The 15,545-nt window shown below is 44.4% G+C and carries 12 protein-coding genes; 2 read left to right on the top strand and 10 right to left on the bottom strand.

Going from position 1 to position 15,545, the window contains the following annotated elements; translation table 11 throughout:
• Nucleotides 1-489: 489 nt before the first annotated feature.
• Both EDI28_RS05765 and EDI28_RS05760 read right to left on the bottom strand, forming a co-directional pair.
• Nucleotides 490-828, bottom strand: a complete 339-nt coding sequence (locus tag EDI28_RS05765) for a hypothetical protein (protein ID WP_128782841.1) — start codon at nucleotides 826-828, stop codon at nucleotides 490-492.
• 118 nt (nucleotides 829-946) lie between these two features.
• On the bottom strand, nucleotides 947-4,111 hold the full coding sequence (locus EDI28_RS05760) for a sensor domain-containing protein (protein WP_128782840.1): 3,165 nt from the start codon (nucleotides 4,109-4,111) through the stop codon (nucleotides 947-949).
• Between the two features lie 529 nt (nucleotides 4,112-4,640).
• Here EDI28_RS05760 and EDI28_RS05755 point away from each other — a divergent pair.
• Nucleotides 4,641-5,015 (top strand): diacylglycerol kinase, encoded by a 375-nt coding sequence (locus EDI28_RS05755; protein WP_128782839.1) that lies wholly within the window; start codon nucleotides 4,641-4,643, stop codon nucleotides 5,013-5,015.
• A gap of 24 nt (nucleotides 5,016-5,039) precedes the next feature.
• Nucleotides 5,040-6,995, top strand: coding sequence for an LTA synthase family protein (locus EDI28_RS05750; RefSeq protein ID WP_128782838.1), 1,956 nt, complete (start codon nucleotides 5,040-5,042; stop codon nucleotides 6,993-6,995).
• A 62-nt stretch (nucleotides 6,996-7,057) separates the two neighbouring features.
• On the opposite strand, the gene EDI28_RS05745 is transcribed toward EDI28_RS05750, so the two are convergent.
• The 8 genes from EDI28_RS05745 to artP form a co-directional block, all read right to left on the bottom strand.
• The gene (locus EDI28_RS05745) at nucleotides 7,058-7,735 is read right to left on the bottom strand and encodes a type 1 glutamine amidotransferase domain-containing protein (RefSeq protein ID WP_199287366.1); all 678 of its coding nucleotides are present in this window, start codon (nucleotides 7,733-7,735) and stop codon (nucleotides 7,058-7,060) included.
• Nucleotides 7,736-8,016: 281 nt separating this feature from the next.
• Entirely contained in the window at nucleotides 8,017-10,479 is a 2,463-nt protein-coding gene (torA, locus tag EDI28_RS05740) for a trimethylamine-N-oxide reductase TorA (RefSeq protein ID WP_128782837.1), read from the bottom strand.
• Between the two features lie 23 nt (nucleotides 10,480-10,502).
• Nucleotides 10,503-11,681 (bottom strand): pentaheme c-type cytochrome TorC, encoded by a 1,179-nt coding sequence (torC, locus tag EDI28_RS05735; RefSeq protein WP_128782836.1) that lies wholly within the window; start codon nucleotides 11,679-11,681, stop codon nucleotides 10,503-10,505.
• 44 nt (nucleotides 11,682-11,725) lie between these two features.
• The gene (gene torE / locus EDI28_RS05730; RefSeq protein WP_128782835.1) at nucleotides 11,726-11,902 is read right to left on the bottom strand and encodes a trimethylamine N-oxide reductase system protein TorE; all 177 of its coding nucleotides are present in this window, start codon (nucleotides 11,900-11,902) and stop codon (nucleotides 11,726-11,728) included.
• Nucleotides 11,903-12,463: 561 nt separating this feature from the next.
• The gene (gene artM / locus EDI28_RS05725; RefSeq protein ID WP_128782834.1) at nucleotides 12,464-13,135 is read right to left on the bottom strand and encodes an arginine ABC transporter permease ArtM; all 672 of its coding nucleotides are present in this window, start codon (nucleotides 13,133-13,135) and stop codon (nucleotides 12,464-12,466) included.
• A complete protein-coding gene (gene artQ / locus EDI28_RS05720; protein WP_128782833.1) occupies nucleotides 13,132-13,821 on the bottom strand; it encodes an arginine ABC transporter permease ArtQ in 690 nt (229 codons plus the stop codon). The genes artM and artQ overlap by 4 nt, the downstream gene beginning before the upstream one ends.
• 1 nt (nucleotide 13,822) lies before the next feature.
• Nucleotides 13,823-14,554 (bottom strand): lysine/arginine/ornithine ABC transporter substrate-binding protein, encoded by a 732-nt coding sequence (locus tag EDI28_RS05715; protein ID WP_128782832.1) that lies wholly within the window; start codon nucleotides 14,552-14,554, stop codon nucleotides 13,823-13,825.
• A gap of 99 nt (nucleotides 14,555-14,653) precedes the next feature.
• Nucleotides 14,654-15,382: an arginine ABC transporter ATP-binding protein ArtP gene (gene artP, locus EDI28_RS05710; RefSeq protein ID WP_128782831.1), complete on the bottom strand. Its 729-nt coding sequence runs from the start codon at nucleotides 15,380-15,382 to the stop codon at nucleotides 14,654-14,656.
• Nucleotides 15,383-15,545: the final 163 nt, after the last annotated feature.

Raw genomic sequence — 15,545 nt, 5'->3', positions numbered from 1 at the left:
ATAGTTTAATATGTTTGGTAGTTTAATGGGGTGGACGAATTTGATAATTACTGGCTGATTAAAACTCTTTATATACAATCACTTACATTGTTTCCTCTGTGTGAGGTCATTATCGGTGGCTAAACTTTAACCAAGCTGGTCATGTGAGAGTTTTGTTGATGGGTCTGTTTGATATATGAAAGAAGTATATATATTTCAAGGTGGTTGAAATGTGGTCTTTTGGGTTGTTTTTTCACCGGTGTTTTTTTTGAATCAGCGTTGAAAATATTTTAATAGATCGCAATATCGTTCCATTTATGCTGGTGTAGCTTGTTTTTCAAACTACTTTATTGTTCGAAAAACAATCAAAAAGTAAATGTTTTAATAAAATGACATTCGATTTTCAGGCGTAAAGTGAGGCTAAGAGGAAAAATCACAGAATACAGCGCTAAAGCGGTTTGTGTCAGAACCGATGTATATTAGCGCGATTGTGCTTTAGTTAAAAAACTTTTAAGAAGAGCGCTTTTTAAGCTTCAGCTCTTTTCTTAGTTGTTTGATGTAGTCGATGCGATCTGGGTTGGCTGGTGCTGAGTCAACTTTTAATTGATCAACTACCTGAGCTTCGTTTTCTGTAACACATCGCCCATTGATACGGACATGCAGTGACTTGGTATCTATGGTTGCTTGTTTTGATGCATCTTCTTGAGCTTTTGCGATGGCATCACGGGCGATACTCTGGTTTGTCGGCTCCTGCACTGCATATTGACGTCTAAATGTCGTTTTTGTTGCAGATTGAGGCTGCTTGTCTCGCTGTTTAATGAAATTATCTAAATGCTCACTAAAACTCATATGGCTACCTTAAGGCTATCGGTGTTCTTTGGCTCTATAATCCTGATTATATGCTTGAACATGTAAAGCAACAAATGCTATTCCCGATTATATATTTTTGTAAACTCGCCCACTGGCCTCACTCTGAATCATGCACCTTGAGGTCGTTTGGGTATATATCTGGCGCAGTAAGGTATTGCTGTTCGAACTCCTCCAATGGCATTGGAGCTCCAAAGTAAAAGCCTTGAAATTCCTCTACGCCAATACTGGCTAAAAACTGCTCTTGAGCTTCCGTTTCCACGCCTTCGGCCACGACGACCATATTAAGGTTATGTGCTAGTTCAACGATAGAGCGGGTAATGGTAATGTTATCTTTGTTCTTAGGAAGATCTTTGACAAACTCACGATCAACTTTCAGGATATGAACCGGGAAGCGGCTTAGGTAGGCTAATGATGAATATCCGGTCCCGAAATCATCGATAGCAATTTTAACCCCAAGTGCTTCCAGCCCCATCAGTTTGTTCAGCGCTGTTTTCACATCTGCCATGATCACGCTCTCAGTGATTTCAAGCTCGAGGCATTGTGGATCACAGCCGGTATCTACTATTGCTTTACTGACTGTTTCAACAATATTGGAGTTAAGTAACTGGCGTGCAGAAATATTGAGAGCGAAGTGGAATTGATAGTTTTCTTGCTGCCACTTCTTAAGCTGTCGGCATGCCTGCTGGATAAGGTATTCACCGGCTTCGATAATTAGTCCTGAGTGTTCAAGAATGGGGATAATATCAAGTGGTGATTGAATCTGGCCGTCCTCATCCTCCCAGCGAAGTAATGCCTCGACGCCACAGATATCATGAGTGATAGCATTCACTTTGGGTTGATAGTAAAGCTGATATCGTTGAGTGCCTATTGACTTCCTCAACTCAGATTCAAGCTGTATACGTTTGATACTGTCTAAGCCCATTTGTTGGGTAAAAAAGCAGAATCTGTTTCGATTTTCTTCTTTGGCGCGATATAAGGCAATGTCTGCATTCTTGAATAAGGTCTCCATGTTATTGCTATCATCAGGAAATAGGCTGATCCCCATACTGGCAGTGATAAAGAGTTCTTTGTTGTCGATACAAAGGGGTTCACTGATATGATTAATAATACGGTTAGCCATATTGACTATGTTTGCTGGCTCTACACCTTGCTTGATGATAATGGCGAACTCATCTCCACTTAATCGAGCCAGAAGATCACCCTCACGAAGTGAGCTGTTAATACGTTTAGAGATCGCTAGCAGGACTTTGTCCCCGGTATCATGGCTTAGAGAGTCATTAATCTTTTTGAAATGATCGAGATCGATCGTCAGTAATGCAATGCTGCTAAGATCTCGTTTGGCCTCTTCGATAGCCTTCTCGAGAAATTGTTGGAGTAGCGTTCTGTTAGGAAGTTCGGTAAGCAAATCGTAATGAGCAAGTTTGTGTAGTTTGCTTTCAAACAGTACGCGTTCAGTGATGTCTTTACCCATCGATATATAGTGACTTATCTTGCCCCGGTTATTTCTGATCGGAGAGATGGTTTTTTCTTCATAAAGAATACTATCGTCATCTTGCCTTCGTGCAAGAACTCGGTGGATAGTCTGGCCGTCTTTTAATTGTTCCTGAACTTTCCGCACATCTTTTTCATTATCAAGCGTTCGCTTAAGTAGGGTGGAAGACTGTGCGCCAATGATATCTTTGGATCTCACTCCCGTAAATTTTTCGAACGCCTGATTGACATATTCTATGATGCCGCGGTGGTTGGTAATGATAATAGAGTCATTACTTTGCTCCAATGCGCGAGACATACTTTTAAGCTTTTCCTCGCGCTCAATCCAGTAAGTTACATCTCTGAAGTTCAGCAATAATTCACTGCTGGAGCTATAGGTTGTTTCGGTAGCGATAAACTCAACATGTCGGGTCTTCAAACTATTCAGCTGGATGCGTATTTTAACCGGATTATGGTTGTTTTTTGCTTTATTCTCACGAACATCATTCACCAATTGCTTCATTTGTTCACGGTTTTTATGTCCGTTGATGAGTTTAAGCAGGTTTTTACCTTTGGCAGATTGCACATTTATATTGAGTATATGGCCCGCGGCTTTATTGATCGTATTGATAGTCATATCCGAGCTAATGGTAATTAACCCGTCTGGAGCGTGTTCAAGTACGGTTGAGTACTTAAGTGCCACATCCTCAATGTCTTGCTTTAGGCTCTTTTCGTGTCTCAGCATTTGTAACAGATGCCAGGCGAGAACAATGCAGCCAGATACCAGGGTCATGACTAAGAGGGTAAATATGGCAAATTTGACCATTCGTTGTTGAGAAAAGGCCAGCTCGAATACCGCTTCGTTGATATTTATCCGAGAGATAATAGTCCATGGAAGATCTGTACCATCAAAGGGTAGTGTAAAAAGCTCATCTCCTAGGAATTTGTTACCTGAAAAAAAACGGGTGAATGTATAAAGATATTCACCTTGTCTAACTTGGCCGTTTTCACTGAATTTGATTTTTTTCCACAGGGAAGGATGTGTCTGGAAGAAATCTTGGTCCTGTGTTTTTTGTCGCGATGGCATAAACTGCCAAGCGCTATCAGATGTAGGGCCAAGTAGCCAGTTCCCCTCGTTGTTGACTAGCCAGTTTTGGCCATCATTCCAGTTATATTGATTATCTAACTCAGCGAGGTAGTCATGCCCTAGATAGTTTAGCGAAATGAGCCAGCTCTCTCCGTTGACGGTAAAGTGACTTATGAAGCGCAACATAGGTTTGATCGGGGTTTCTATTTGGCCGTTTTCCATGTTCAAGTCAAATTGCGAAGTATAAAAAGTACCGGGGCTGATCTTGAGTGATTCCTGAACATAGGGGCGGTTGCTTTTATCCTGAAGCTGGTCTTTTGGAACTCGGTACGCCTGGCCATCTTTCATGTTGATGCGAATAACTTCAAGGCCCTGAACATTGATGAGTCGAATCTGATCATAATAAGCGCGGGTTTGAGTCATCCGTTTGAATGTATTGGCAAGGCTCTCTTGTTGTTGGGCTGAACTGTGTGAACTGATATTGAGCTCATTGGCTTTTTGGGTCAAATAACGTAGATCGTCAATAATGGGCGCAAAGTGGAGCCTGGTGATATGCAGCGCTGACTGGTGAAGGTTACGCTCTCTTTCCTGAATACGTTGCTCAAGCTGAGTGACATCTCCGTGGTAGATGTAAAATGCGGCCGCTGCCGTTATTGACAATAACGGAAATAGCAGGGCTAAAAATCGGAGAAAAGCTAGCTTCATATATCATCCATGATGTCATTTCACGCCTATCTGTTAACAGTATAGTGTTGTAATGAAAAAAGTCGCATATGAGACGGTGTGTTTCCCCATTTTTTGGGATGAAATATTTTGCAACGGTATGTTCCTAAGTGCCTGATAACGTTATAGGAGCGACTCTTGTAAAAAAGAAGTTGTTGATAAGTTAGTTACTACTGCAGTCACTATAAAATAGTGATTCTGGTTAACCTTAGGAGGAAATACTCCAATTTGGTCGCCAGATTATTGACTGCAAATAAAAGGAAACCCTTATATAAAATAAGGGTAAGTTATCAGGGCGGGTAACATTGACTCTTATGATATTGACTCATAATAATAAGTTTATATTGTTCCGAATTCTTATATGAGTCTGGGTGCATCTTTTTGCTTGTATATTTTGTGCCAAGTTAAAGTTTCTGAAATAAATAAGTGTACACCTTGGAACTTTTCACCTATTTTTCACCCTAATGATGCTATTAGGGTATATCTTTGGCGTGTCTAATGCAGGTGTGGTGTGAATAATAAACAAACAGGATTTGTTCGTCTTATATATGCAACGAAATATTCGTGGCTGGGATTGTGTGCTGCCTGGCGTTGCGAAGCAGCTTTTAGGCAAGAATTGGTGGCATTTTGCGTATTGTTACCTGCTGCGCTGTTGTTACCGGTAAGCGGGCTTGAGAAATTAATATTAATTGGCTCTGTGATCGCGGTTATTGTGGTCGAGTTACTGAATTCAGCCATTGAGGCTGTTGTTGATCGTATTGGTCTGGAAAAACATGAACTTTCCGGACAAGCAAAAGATATGGGATCAGCCGCTGTATTGCTGACTCTTATAATGGCGATATTAACTTGGGTGTATATCGTTTATTCAAACTTAGTTCTTTCGTAGCAAGTTTACTTACAGGAAGTAAAAATGACAGATATTGTCAAAAAACGATTGGGTATTCTCTATCCTATCGGTGCCGCCTTATTAATTTTCCTTTTTATTCTCTCCATATCTCGTGTTGGCTTAAGTTTATGGCACAGTGATCGTGTTACGGAAGCGAATGGATGGTTTAATATATTTCTAAGCGGGATACGCATCGATATTGCGACGCTGAGTTACCTGCTTATTTTACCCGGGTTATTGACTTGTCTTTTTGCCGGTAATGGATTGCTTGGCAGAGCATGGTTGTTTGTTCTGCGAGTTTGGTTGTTACTGGGTTTATGGCTGTTGGTATACATGGAACTGGCGACGCCTTCTTTCATTATGGAGTATGATGTTCGTCCTAATCGTCTGTTTGTTGAATACCTGGTGTACCCCAAAGAAGTATTTGGCATGCTCTGGAGCGGGTACAAACTCGAGCTGTTCATCGGTGCTGTTGTTAGTTTAGCGACAGTATTTTTTGGCTGGAAGTTGACTCGCCATTTGGTGACAGGTCTCGTATTTCCGCGTTGGTATTGGCGGATCCCTTTAGCTCTATTGGTTGTTGCAATGGGCGTTATGGGGGCAAGGTCAACCCTTGGTCACAGGCCGCTAAACCCAGCGATGGTCGCATTTTCAACCGATCCACTAATGAATGATCTGGTTCTCAATTCATCGTACTCTATGGTGTTTGCTGTAAAGCAAATGTCAGCCGAAGACAGTGCAAGCAAGTATTACGATAAAATGGATAACGACGAGGTTATCTCACTTGTGCGCCAGTCAACAGGGCGAGAGAGTCAAGATTTCGTTTCGAGCGATATCCCAACAATGGCCTATCATCCGGCAACATATACGGGCAAGCCAAAGAATCTTGTTATCTTGTTACAGGAGAGCCTTGGGGCAAGGTATGTCGGTGGTCTCGGGGGGATGCCGTTAACGCCGAACCTTGACGAGTTGATGCAAGAAGGCTGGAACTTCACCCGTATGTACTCGACCGGGACACGTTCAATACGTGGTATCGAGGCAGTTATTACTGGTTTTTCTCCAACGCCTTCGCGTGCAGTGGTCAAACTTGGTAAGAGCCAAACTGGCTTTTTCACAATTGCGGGTCTATTGCGGAGTAAGGGATACCATACCCAATTTATCTATGGGGGGGAAAGCCACTTCGATAATATGAAGAGCTTCTTCCTGGGCAACGGCTTTGAGGATATGCAGGACTTTCCGACATTCAAGAACCCTTCATTTGTTGGTTCTTGGGGGGCGTCAGATGAAGATTTGTATCAAAAGGCCCATGAGCAGTTTTCGAAGTTGAATACCTCAGATAAGCCATTTTTCAGCTTGGTCTTCACATCTTCCAATCATAGCCCGTTCGAATATCCCGATGGACGTATAACGCCCTACAACGAGCCAAAGCAAACGCGTGAAAATGCGGCAAAATACTCCGACTATGCATTGGGAGAGTTCTTCAAGCAGGCAAAGCAATCCTCTTATTGGGATGATACCGTGTTTGTAGTGGTAGCAGACCACGATTCACGTGCCTATGGCAGTCAATTAGTGCCTATTGATAGCTTTCATATTCCTGCCGTTATTTTAGGCGAAGGGATTGATGCTAAAGAGGATTCACGTTTGGCTAGTCAGATTGATATTCCTCCGACGTTGTTGTCACTTATTGGTGTTGATAGTTATAACCCGATGATAGGGCATGACCTGACACAAAACATTGATAGTAAAAATTTGCGGGCGATGATGCAGTTCTATAAAAACTTCGCATGGATGGACAATAACAATGATGTCGTTATTTTCCAGCCGGATAGGGATCCGAAAGGGTTCTCATATAATGCGAATACAACAGATTTAGTTGAACAGGAACAGCCTCAGCCTATGGTTAAGATGGCCCACGCGAATGCGCTCTGGGGTAGCCTTGCCTATCAGAATAGCTTCTATAAGCCTTTGGCTGAAAAATAGCACCTCAACACGTGGCAAAGCAGCTTTATCTGCTTTGCCACGCATTTTTATCGTTTTAATCCTCATTTCTTAAGCAATTCACAAACAGCCTCGCCGACACCTGCTGCAGATTGCGGGTTCTGGCCTGTCACGAGTCGACCGTCGATAACTACGTTGGCAGTCCAGGCTGGTTGCTCGATATAGTGCGCTCCATTGATTATCAGCTCGTCCTGTAGCGAGAAGGGCACAATGTCCGTTAGCTGCACGGCGTCTTCCTCTGCATTGCTAAAAGCGGCAACACGTTTATCACTAATAAGCAGAGAATCGTCTGAAAGCTTAAGGTTGAGAAGGGCGGCAGGACCATGACAAATAGCCGCGACAATACCACCTTGTTCGTAGATGGCTGCTGCTTTGTCCTGAACATCGGGATCATCGGGGAAATCCCACATGGTTCCGTGTCCTCCGGCAAAGACGATTGCCTGATAGTGACTCGGATCAATGTCATCCAGCGATGGGCTATTTTTTAAGAGAAGGGTTAGTTCTGGTGTCGCCATAAAGCGAACATTCAGATTGTCATCTTCATCCCAGCTCCGTGGGTCGACAGGTGTTTCGCCGCCCTGTATCGAGACGATGTCGACGTCGATACCACGATCGACAATAGCGTAGTAGGGGTGAGTGAGCTCTGATAGCCAGAAACCGGTCTTTTCATCTGTATCACCCATTTGGGAGTGACTGGTCAATACAATTAATGCTCTTGCCATGCTCCAGGTTCCTCTTCATGAATTGTGAAGCCTTGTTGGTGCTATTACGAAGTTTATACCCAAACGACTTCAAGGTGTTTGGGTGCTACCAATTGGTGCCTCACCAAAGGCAATCTGCTTATACGAAAAGATCGGGTTACTAACTGATGTCCATCGTGTTCAGGGTAACTTTGATATTAAACTGCAGGGGGAATATTTGCATAGTAAAAAGCCCCGAACCAGAGCTTTTCAATAAGCAGGTTCAGGGCTTTGCTTTATTTAACTCTCGTAAGAAGAGAAGATCAATTTACCTCAATCGGTCCACCAAACGATGTTACTGGCGGTACTTCACCAGTGAATTTCTCGAAGCTAACCAGACAGGTATTGGCACTGGTTGCCTGAGCCAGCTCAGACGACGGGATATCCTGAGTCAGGGTGTTTGGATCACCGTAAGTACAGATGGCTCCGACTTTTTCATTAAGCGGGCCATACCAAGCACCTTCTTCTATACGGATCACGCCGCGCGCATAGCTATCTGTTAGAACCGCACCGGCAAGAAGCTGGCCACGGTCATTAAATACGCGAACAATATCACCATCTTTAATGCCTTTGGCTGCTGCATCTTTCGGGTTGATGTAAACAGGTTCACGACCTTTCACGGCATAGGTTGAACGGTATTCTTCCGACTCACACATTTGGGAGTGAAGGCGCTTGTCCGGGTGACAAGATTGCATCCAGAACGGATGTTTGTCAGAACCCGGACCACCGTGAGAGCGTTCGCTTTTTTCGAACCACATTGGGTGGCCCTGACAATGTTCGTAACCGAACCGGTCGATTTTTCGGCTTGAGATCTCAATGAACCCTGATGGCGTTCCTAACGCGTTGATCTCTGGATCTTCGCGGAAGTCAGCATGACGAACCCACGGTTTGCCTTCACCAAAATCAAGTACACCTTTTTTCCAGAACTCATCAAACTCCGGCATGTCGAATGACGCCTTGTTCGCATCACGACAGTCTGAGTACAGCGAGCGTACCCATTCCATTTCATCCATACCACGGGTGTATTCCTTGTGGCGGCCGAAACGGCGAGACAGCTCGGTAAAGATTTCAAAGTCAGTTTTAGACTGATACAGCGGATCGACTAATTTTTGCATCGCAATCAGACCGCGGCCACTGTATGAGCCGTAAATGTCGATATCGTTACGCTCGAATTGGGTACAAGCTGGTAGCACGATATCAGAGAAGCGACAGGTTGCTGTCCAGGCGAAATCAACCGTCACGACCGTTTGCAGCTTCTGGAACGCTTGCTTCATACGGTTACGATCCTGGTGGTGGTGCCAAGGGTTGTTACCACTGATCACCATCATCTTGTAGTCAGGCAGGATGACCTTTGAACCGTTGTATTTGATTTCTTTCCCCGGCTCTAGCAGGCAATCGACCCAGCGAGCTACTGGGATGGTACGGCTGTAGCCATTAAAGTCGTTGTTATCCCATTTGGGTTTCTGGCCTTGGTCGAGATTACGCGGGAAACCACCCGGTGCAGCAAAGCCAGTTGAAGGCACACCGATTGAACTGTAATGGTGGCCGTATGATACACCGCCACCAGGCAGACCAATCTGGCCAACCATCGCTGCAATAACGGCACCCATCCAATATGGCTGCTCACCATGCTCCTGGCGCTGGATACACCAGCCAAACAGGATTTGGGTGCGACCGTTAACCAACATACGGGCAAATTCACGGATCTTGTCGGCATCCACACCACAGATCTCGGCAGCCCACTCAGGCGTTTTCTCGATGTTGTCTTTGGTCTTACCCATGAAGTAAGGCACAAATTCATCAAACCCGAGGCAATAAGTTTTAACAAACGCTTTATCGTAAAGATCTTCGGTGTACAGGGTGTGTGCAACTGCAAGCATGAATGCAACGTCAGTTTGCGGGTTAATGTACATATGGTCGTTACCTAGGTAACGCTGCGTTTTGTTCTTGACCGGGTCAACAGAAAGTACGTTGATGTCGCCGTTGGCAACTTTCTCTTTCAGTTTCTCAAGGTAGGCATAAGACTCGTGTGTTTCACAGTTCCAGCCAACCTGCAGGTTTTTAACCGGATCGGTTGCCCATAGTACGATGTTCTTGCTGTGATCAAGGATCTCAGACCAAGAGGTACCCTGCGCGTATACTTCGGTCGAGCCTAAGATATACGGAAGAATCGTTTGGCCTGCACCGGTCGAGTAATCGCCCACTTTGGTAATGAAGTTGCCGTGCATACCAACGGCGCGTTGCATGTGGCTGGTACAGCTGTGGAACTGACCAGTCTGGCGCCAGCCTGTTTGACCCGCGTGTAGTGCCCATGGACCGTAATCTTTTTGAACGCGTTCAAGCTCACGATAAAAAAGATCTAGTGCTTCATCCCAAGTCACGCGAATGAAACGGTTGTTACCGCGGGTTTCACCGCTGTATTTATGCTTTTTCAGCCAGTCTAGGCGTACCATTGGATAACGGACGCGTGATGGGCTATAGATAATCCCCTTAATACCGTTCATCATGTCGGTTGGGTGCTTATCAAGCTCCAGCGGTTTTATTTCCTGAACCTTGCCCGCATAGATATGGGCACGGAATGCTCCCCAGTGCGAGCCAGACATTTTCCAGGTACCGGTAGTTTCCGCAGCGGTAGCTTTTGCCGAAGCCAGCAGGCTCGGACCGATGACAGAGACGGCACTTGTGGTCGCAAGACCCTTAAGAAAACTTCTTCTGCTAACAGACATACTTAAAATACTCCATCAATCGCTTAGTGGTTGCCGTCAGAAAAATCTGATGAATGCTTTTGTAGATACTTCAGTACCAGCGATTTGCTGTCGGTATCGAAGTTAACGAATGCCATCATGCCGTTGAACATGCCAGGCCAAGTGTTGGCATCAAAGTGCGCTTCATCTGGCTGGGTGTGACACACTGAACAGTTAGTCTGGTAAGATTGTTTAGCCTGCTCCCAGATTGGCTGTACATCGTCAAGGAGGGCTTCTTTCTTCATCCAAAGCTTGGCGGTAACACGTTGCCAAGGCAGGCCAGTGAGGTCATCTTCTTTGCGCTCGAATTTTTCGACGATCTGATCGTTAGTTGCAGACTCTTTCAACAGAGAGGCAACCGCGATATTCATACCAAAGTCTTCCTGAATAACTCGGCCAAAGCCCTTGTCTTTACGCCAGCCAGAGACTTCAATTTGAATTGCATCGCCAGATTGGTCGATGACTTTCACTGAAGATGCTGGATTGAGTAGGCCGGCTTCCGTTGATAGGCTTTTTTCTTGATAAAGAGGTAGATGGCGAACACTGACGTATTCTTCGCCATTGGTAAATTTGGTGTTAGAAGCCAATTGTTCAAGCTGAGAAATCATGCCGCCAGTGCTGTCCATATTTTCTGGAAGGTGGTGGGCGATGCCTTTGTGGCAATCAAGACAGCTTTGATCACGCTCTTTTGCTTGTTTCATCTGGATACGTGCGGTCGGAGACATTTTCGTGAAGTCCATACCGTCGTAGTCGTGGCAGTTGCGACATTCCAAAGATTTGTTTGAGCTAAAGCGATCCCATTCGTGTTGAGCTAGGACAATTCGTCGGTCTTCAAATTTTTCTGGGGTATCAATAAAGCCGGCAAAGTGGGCAAACACTTCTTTACTTGCTTGGATCTTACGAGCGACTTTTGATGTCCAATCGTGAGGTACGTGACAATCAGGGCAAGTTGCACGAACACCTGAACGGTTCTGGTCGTGGATCGTACCTTCGTATTCAGGTGCGATATTTTCAGCGTGGCAGCCGACACAGAATTCTTCGGTATTGGTTGCTTCTAGTGCAGTATTAAATCCACCCCAAAAAATAATACCGGCGAGAAATCCGCCTAGTGTCAGTACTCCGAGACTGATATGGATACTTGGACGGGATAATGTCCGCCAAGTTTTAGTTAGAAATGATTTCATATTGGGTTCTCTTATTGTTGATTCTGGTTAATGTCGTGAAGGGATCAGCCGCCGTGACCTGGAGGACCAAGGAAAAAGATCTGCATCATCCAAACGAAGAATCCGTATCCACCCACAGTCATGACACTGAGAACCGGGAAGAGAACGACTGTAATTAAAAAGAAAGTTCGCCATTCAAGCTTTTGCTTGTCCTGGCTTGCTGTGCTAATGCCATTGTTCATAGAGCTACCTGTATAATTATTAGTTGAACAAAAAACAAAGAAGAGATTTTACAATTCTATTTTTAATTAGATCATAAAATATATTCGCAGTGATTCAATTAGCCCGGGCGTATTAATATATTTAATTGCTGGGTTTTTTGATCTTCAACGGAAAGATGAATAAGAATAAAATGGTTGTGTTTATATATGGTTTCTTATTAATAAATGTTAATAACATTATAAAATATAATCGACCTGCTAAATGTTTGTGGTTTGTTACTGTTGTTAAGAGGGTGTTGCAGTAGGGTTGTTTCTTACTGGTTGTAAACGGTGTTTATAACCTTGTGATTATGCATTAACGATATTAGTGATTTAACATATATTTCCAATTACCATAAAGGGCAGGGAATTATTAATAAGTGTTAATATGCATATTATGGAAAGAATAACAGATAATACATAGAATTAATGGTAATAAATCTCATTTGTTTTATTGGTTGGTGAAGTTTATTTCCTAATAAATAAAAAACCAGCCACAATTGTGACTGGTCGAAATAATATTGTATGCCGCCTATCGTGATATTAATGAGTCACTTCAAATGCCAGTGCTTTCTTTTCAACTCGACGAAAGGCGATTGTTAGAATTCCGTTTATGACTAAATAGAAAAGGCCTGCCACGCCAAAAACAACGAGTGTGTCATAAGTTTGAGCATTGATACGCTGAGCGTAGCCCATGATGTCCATGATGGTGATTGTGCTCGCAAGTGATGTACCCTTGAACAATAAAATCACTTCATTGGAGTAGGCCGGTACTGCACGACGGATAGCATAAGGCAGTAACACACTTAGCGTTGCTTTCTTATCCATACCTAACGCTTGGCAAGCGTGCCATTGTCCAGCCGGAATGGCATTAAAGGCACCTCGGAATAGTTGTGTGCTGTAGGCCGCTGTATTTAGCGCCAGTGCTAACATTGCACAGAACCAAGGCTGGCTAAGCCAGAGCCAGAAAACACTCTCACGTACCGCTTCAAATTGCCCTGGTCCATAATAGATAAGGAAAATCTGTACCAGTAATGGCGTGCCAGTAAATAGGGTGATTAACCCCCGGCTTAGCCAATGAACAATAGGGGTACGCAAGATCAATGTTACTGTCATCAACAGAGCCAGGGTACATCCAACCAATAATGATACCGCGGTTAGTTCGATACTGGTGACAAGGCCTTCGAACAGCTGCCAGACATGTTGTTGGTTCATGCTGAGGCTCCTTGTGCGTTGCCTAGTCCCTGGGAACTGAACTTTTTATCCATGCGCTTGACAACGCGTTGAGTGATCAGAGTGATCACCAGATAGATAGCTGCGGCACAGGCGTACCAAGTAAAACTTTCATGGGTTGCGGCAGCCGTTAACTGGGCTTGTTTTAGCAAGTCAGTAACACCAATCAGAGATACCAGCGCCGTATCCTTGAGCAGAACCAACCATTGGTTGGTCAGCCCGGGCAGTGCGTGACGAACTGCTTGAGGAAGAACGACACGGATAAAAGCACGTTGCTTGCTTATCCCCAGAGCACTGGCTGCTTCCCGCTGCCCATTCGGTACTGCTTTTAATGCGCCCCGTAATGTTTGTGCCGCATAGGCTGCGAAAATGAGCGAAAGGGCAATGACACCAGACAGAAATGGGCTGACTTCCACATAATCGCCGGTCAGAATGAACAGTACCTGAGTCGAGCCAAAGAATATAAACAAAACGACCAGTAGCTCCGGAAGGCCTCGCAGGATAGTAACCAGTGCTGTCGTTGGCCAAGAAAGCACACGATAGCGAGACATTTCGCCGCCGGCAAAGAATACAGCCAATACGAGTCCTACCAACAGACTGGCAAAAGCCAGCTGTATCGTCAGCCAGCCAGCCTCTGCCAGGGTAAGCGCATAACCTGATAACGCCATATTACTTACCGAAGTACTTGTCGAAGATTACCTGGTACTTACCGTTAGCTTTAACTGTTTTCAGTGCTGCGTTCAGTTTGTCTACCAGCTCTTGATTGTTCTTGTTTACGGCAATACCAAAACCATTGCCAAAATACTTGGCGTTGGTTACTTGATCGCCAACGTAAGTTAGTTTGTTGTTTTTCTCGAACCATTCAGTAACAACTGCCGTGTCACCAAATACAGAGTCGATACGGCCGTTTTGCATGTCAATAAACGCGTCTTGGTAACTAGCATAAGGAACCGCAGTAACACCATTCATTTGCTCTGTCAGGTAACTTTGATGAGTAGAGCCGTTTTGAACACCTATGCGTTTGCCGTCCAAGGCTTTTTTGCTAGCGAGTTTGCCCTCAATGGCGACAAATGCCGCTGAGTTTTCATAGTAGGCATCGGTAAAGTTAACTTGTTGCAAACGCTGCTCGGTAATATCAATACCAGAAATGGCTGCATCGTAACGACGGAATTTGAGAGCCGGGATCAGGCTGTCAAAAGGCTGATTATGGAAAGAACATTTCGCTTTGATCTCTTCACAAAGAGCGTTCGCTAGATCGACGTCAAAACCCTGAATTTGATTATTTTGATCTACATATTCAAAAGGGGCGTAAGTCGCTTCCATTGCAAACTTGATTTCTTCCTGTGCTGCAACCTGGGTTGAGGCCAGGCCGATTAGGGAAGCTAGTAAGATCTTTTTCATCGCGATACTCCGTGCGTAACTGTGCCCTGCATCGTTGATAGAAATGATGCAGAAGAAATTGGGTTGTCAGGTTATAAGGGTCAAGCTTTAAGACTTAAATCAGTGTGTCAGGTATTCGGCAAATTCCGGGGTAACAGGTTTGACGAAAGCCTCTTTGGTGCCATGTTCGATAATTCGACCTTGTTCAAGGTATAAAACATGGCTGGCAATTTTTCGTGCGAAATCGACCTCATGAGTCACGACGACCTGAGTAATCCCGGTCTCACTGAGTTCATTGATGATTTTGACGACCTGATTGGTTATCTCTGGATCCAGAGCAGCCGTAGGTTCATCGAAAAGCAAAACATCCGGTTTCATCATTAAAGCACGAGCAATTGCCACTCGCTGTTGCTGGCCGCCTGACAGCTGCAGTGGCCAGGCATTGATTTTATCGGCCAGCTGAAGGGTAGAGAGGATCGTCAACGCTTCCTGCTTTGCCGCTTCTTTATGCATTCCCGCCACTTTGACAGGTGCTTCAATCAGGTTTTCCAGTACTGTCAAATGAGGCCATAGGTTGTATTGCTGAAATACCATGCCAACTTTGCGACGTAATTTCAGTCCGTCTTTTTCTTGAACGGCTGAACGGAAGTCGAAGTTTTCATTGGCAATATGTAGTTCACCGCTGCTGGCGGTTTCAAGAAGATTCAGGATGCGTAGCAATGAGCTTTTACCGGCACCGCTAGGACCGAGTAATACCAAAGTATCGCCCTTGTCACAGCTGAAGTTCACATCGTGAAGAACCTGTGTGGTTCCGTAGAATTTGTTGATACTGCTTACTTGAATACTCATGCTGACATACTGCATTAATTGTCACTGGTTTTTTATATTACCCAAAGTGAGATCTTATGCAAGAAAAATGTATAAATAATCCAATGTGTTATATGTTTGTTTATTAAATGTTCATTCCGCGGTGTTTGTGACTGATAAAGCCAGTCTATTACAGAAGGCATGT

Origin of the sequence: Photobacterium chitinilyticum, assembly GCF_004104355.1 — a bacterium.
GTDB classification, from domain to species: Bacteria; Pseudomonadota; Gammaproteobacteria; order Enterobacterales; family Vibrionaceae; genus Photobacterium; species Photobacterium chitinilyticum.
The sequence above is the reverse complement of the archived record's forward strand: the minus strand, read 5'-3'. Positions and strand labels throughout refer to the sequence as shown.

What these genes read in the sequence shown, in the direction of transcription:
- EDI28_RS05765 (WP_128782841.1), bottom strand. Translation starts at nt 828, where the DNA reads ATGAGTTTTAGTGAGCATTTAGATAATTTCATTAAACAGCGAGACAAG.
- EDI28_RS05760 (WP_128782840.1), bottom strand. Translation starts at nt 4,111, where the DNA reads ATGAAGCTAGCTTTTCTCCGATTTTTAGCCCTGCTATTTCCGTTATTG.
- EDI28_RS05750 (WP_128782838.1), top strand. Translation starts at nt 5,040, where the DNA reads ATGACAGATATTGTCAAAAAACGATTGGGTATTCTCTATCCTATCGGT.
- EDI28_RS05745 (WP_199287366.1), bottom strand. Translation starts at nt 7,735, where the DNA reads ATGGCAAGAGCATTAATTGTATTGACCAGTCACTCCCAAATGGGTGAT.
- torA (WP_128782837.1), bottom strand. Translation starts at nt 10,479, where the DNA reads ATGTCTGTTAGCAGAAGAAGTTTTCTTAAGGGTCTTGCGACCACAAGT.
- torC (WP_128782836.1), bottom strand. Translation starts at nt 11,681, where the DNA reads ATGAAATCATTTCTAACTAAAACTTGGCGGACATTATCCCGTCCAAGT.
- torE (WP_128782835.1), bottom strand. Translation starts at nt 11,902, where the DNA reads ATGAACAATGGCATTAGCACAGCAAGCCAGGACAAGCAAAAGCTTGAA.
- artM (WP_128782834.1), bottom strand. Translation starts at nt 13,135, where the DNA reads ATGAACCAACAACATGTCTGGCAGCTGTTCGAAGGCCTTGTCACCAGT.
- artQ (WP_128782833.1), bottom strand. Translation starts at nt 13,821, where the DNA reads ATGGCGTTATCAGGTTATGCGCTTACCCTGGCAGAGGCTGGCTGGCTG.
- EDI28_RS05715 (WP_128782832.1), bottom strand. Translation starts at nt 14,554, where the DNA reads ATGAAAAAGATCTTACTAGCTTCCCTAATCGGCCTGGCCTCAACCCAG.
- artP (WP_128782831.1), bottom strand. Translation starts at nt 15,382, where the DNA reads ATGAGTATTCAAGTAAGCAGTATCAACAAATTCTACGGAACCACACAG.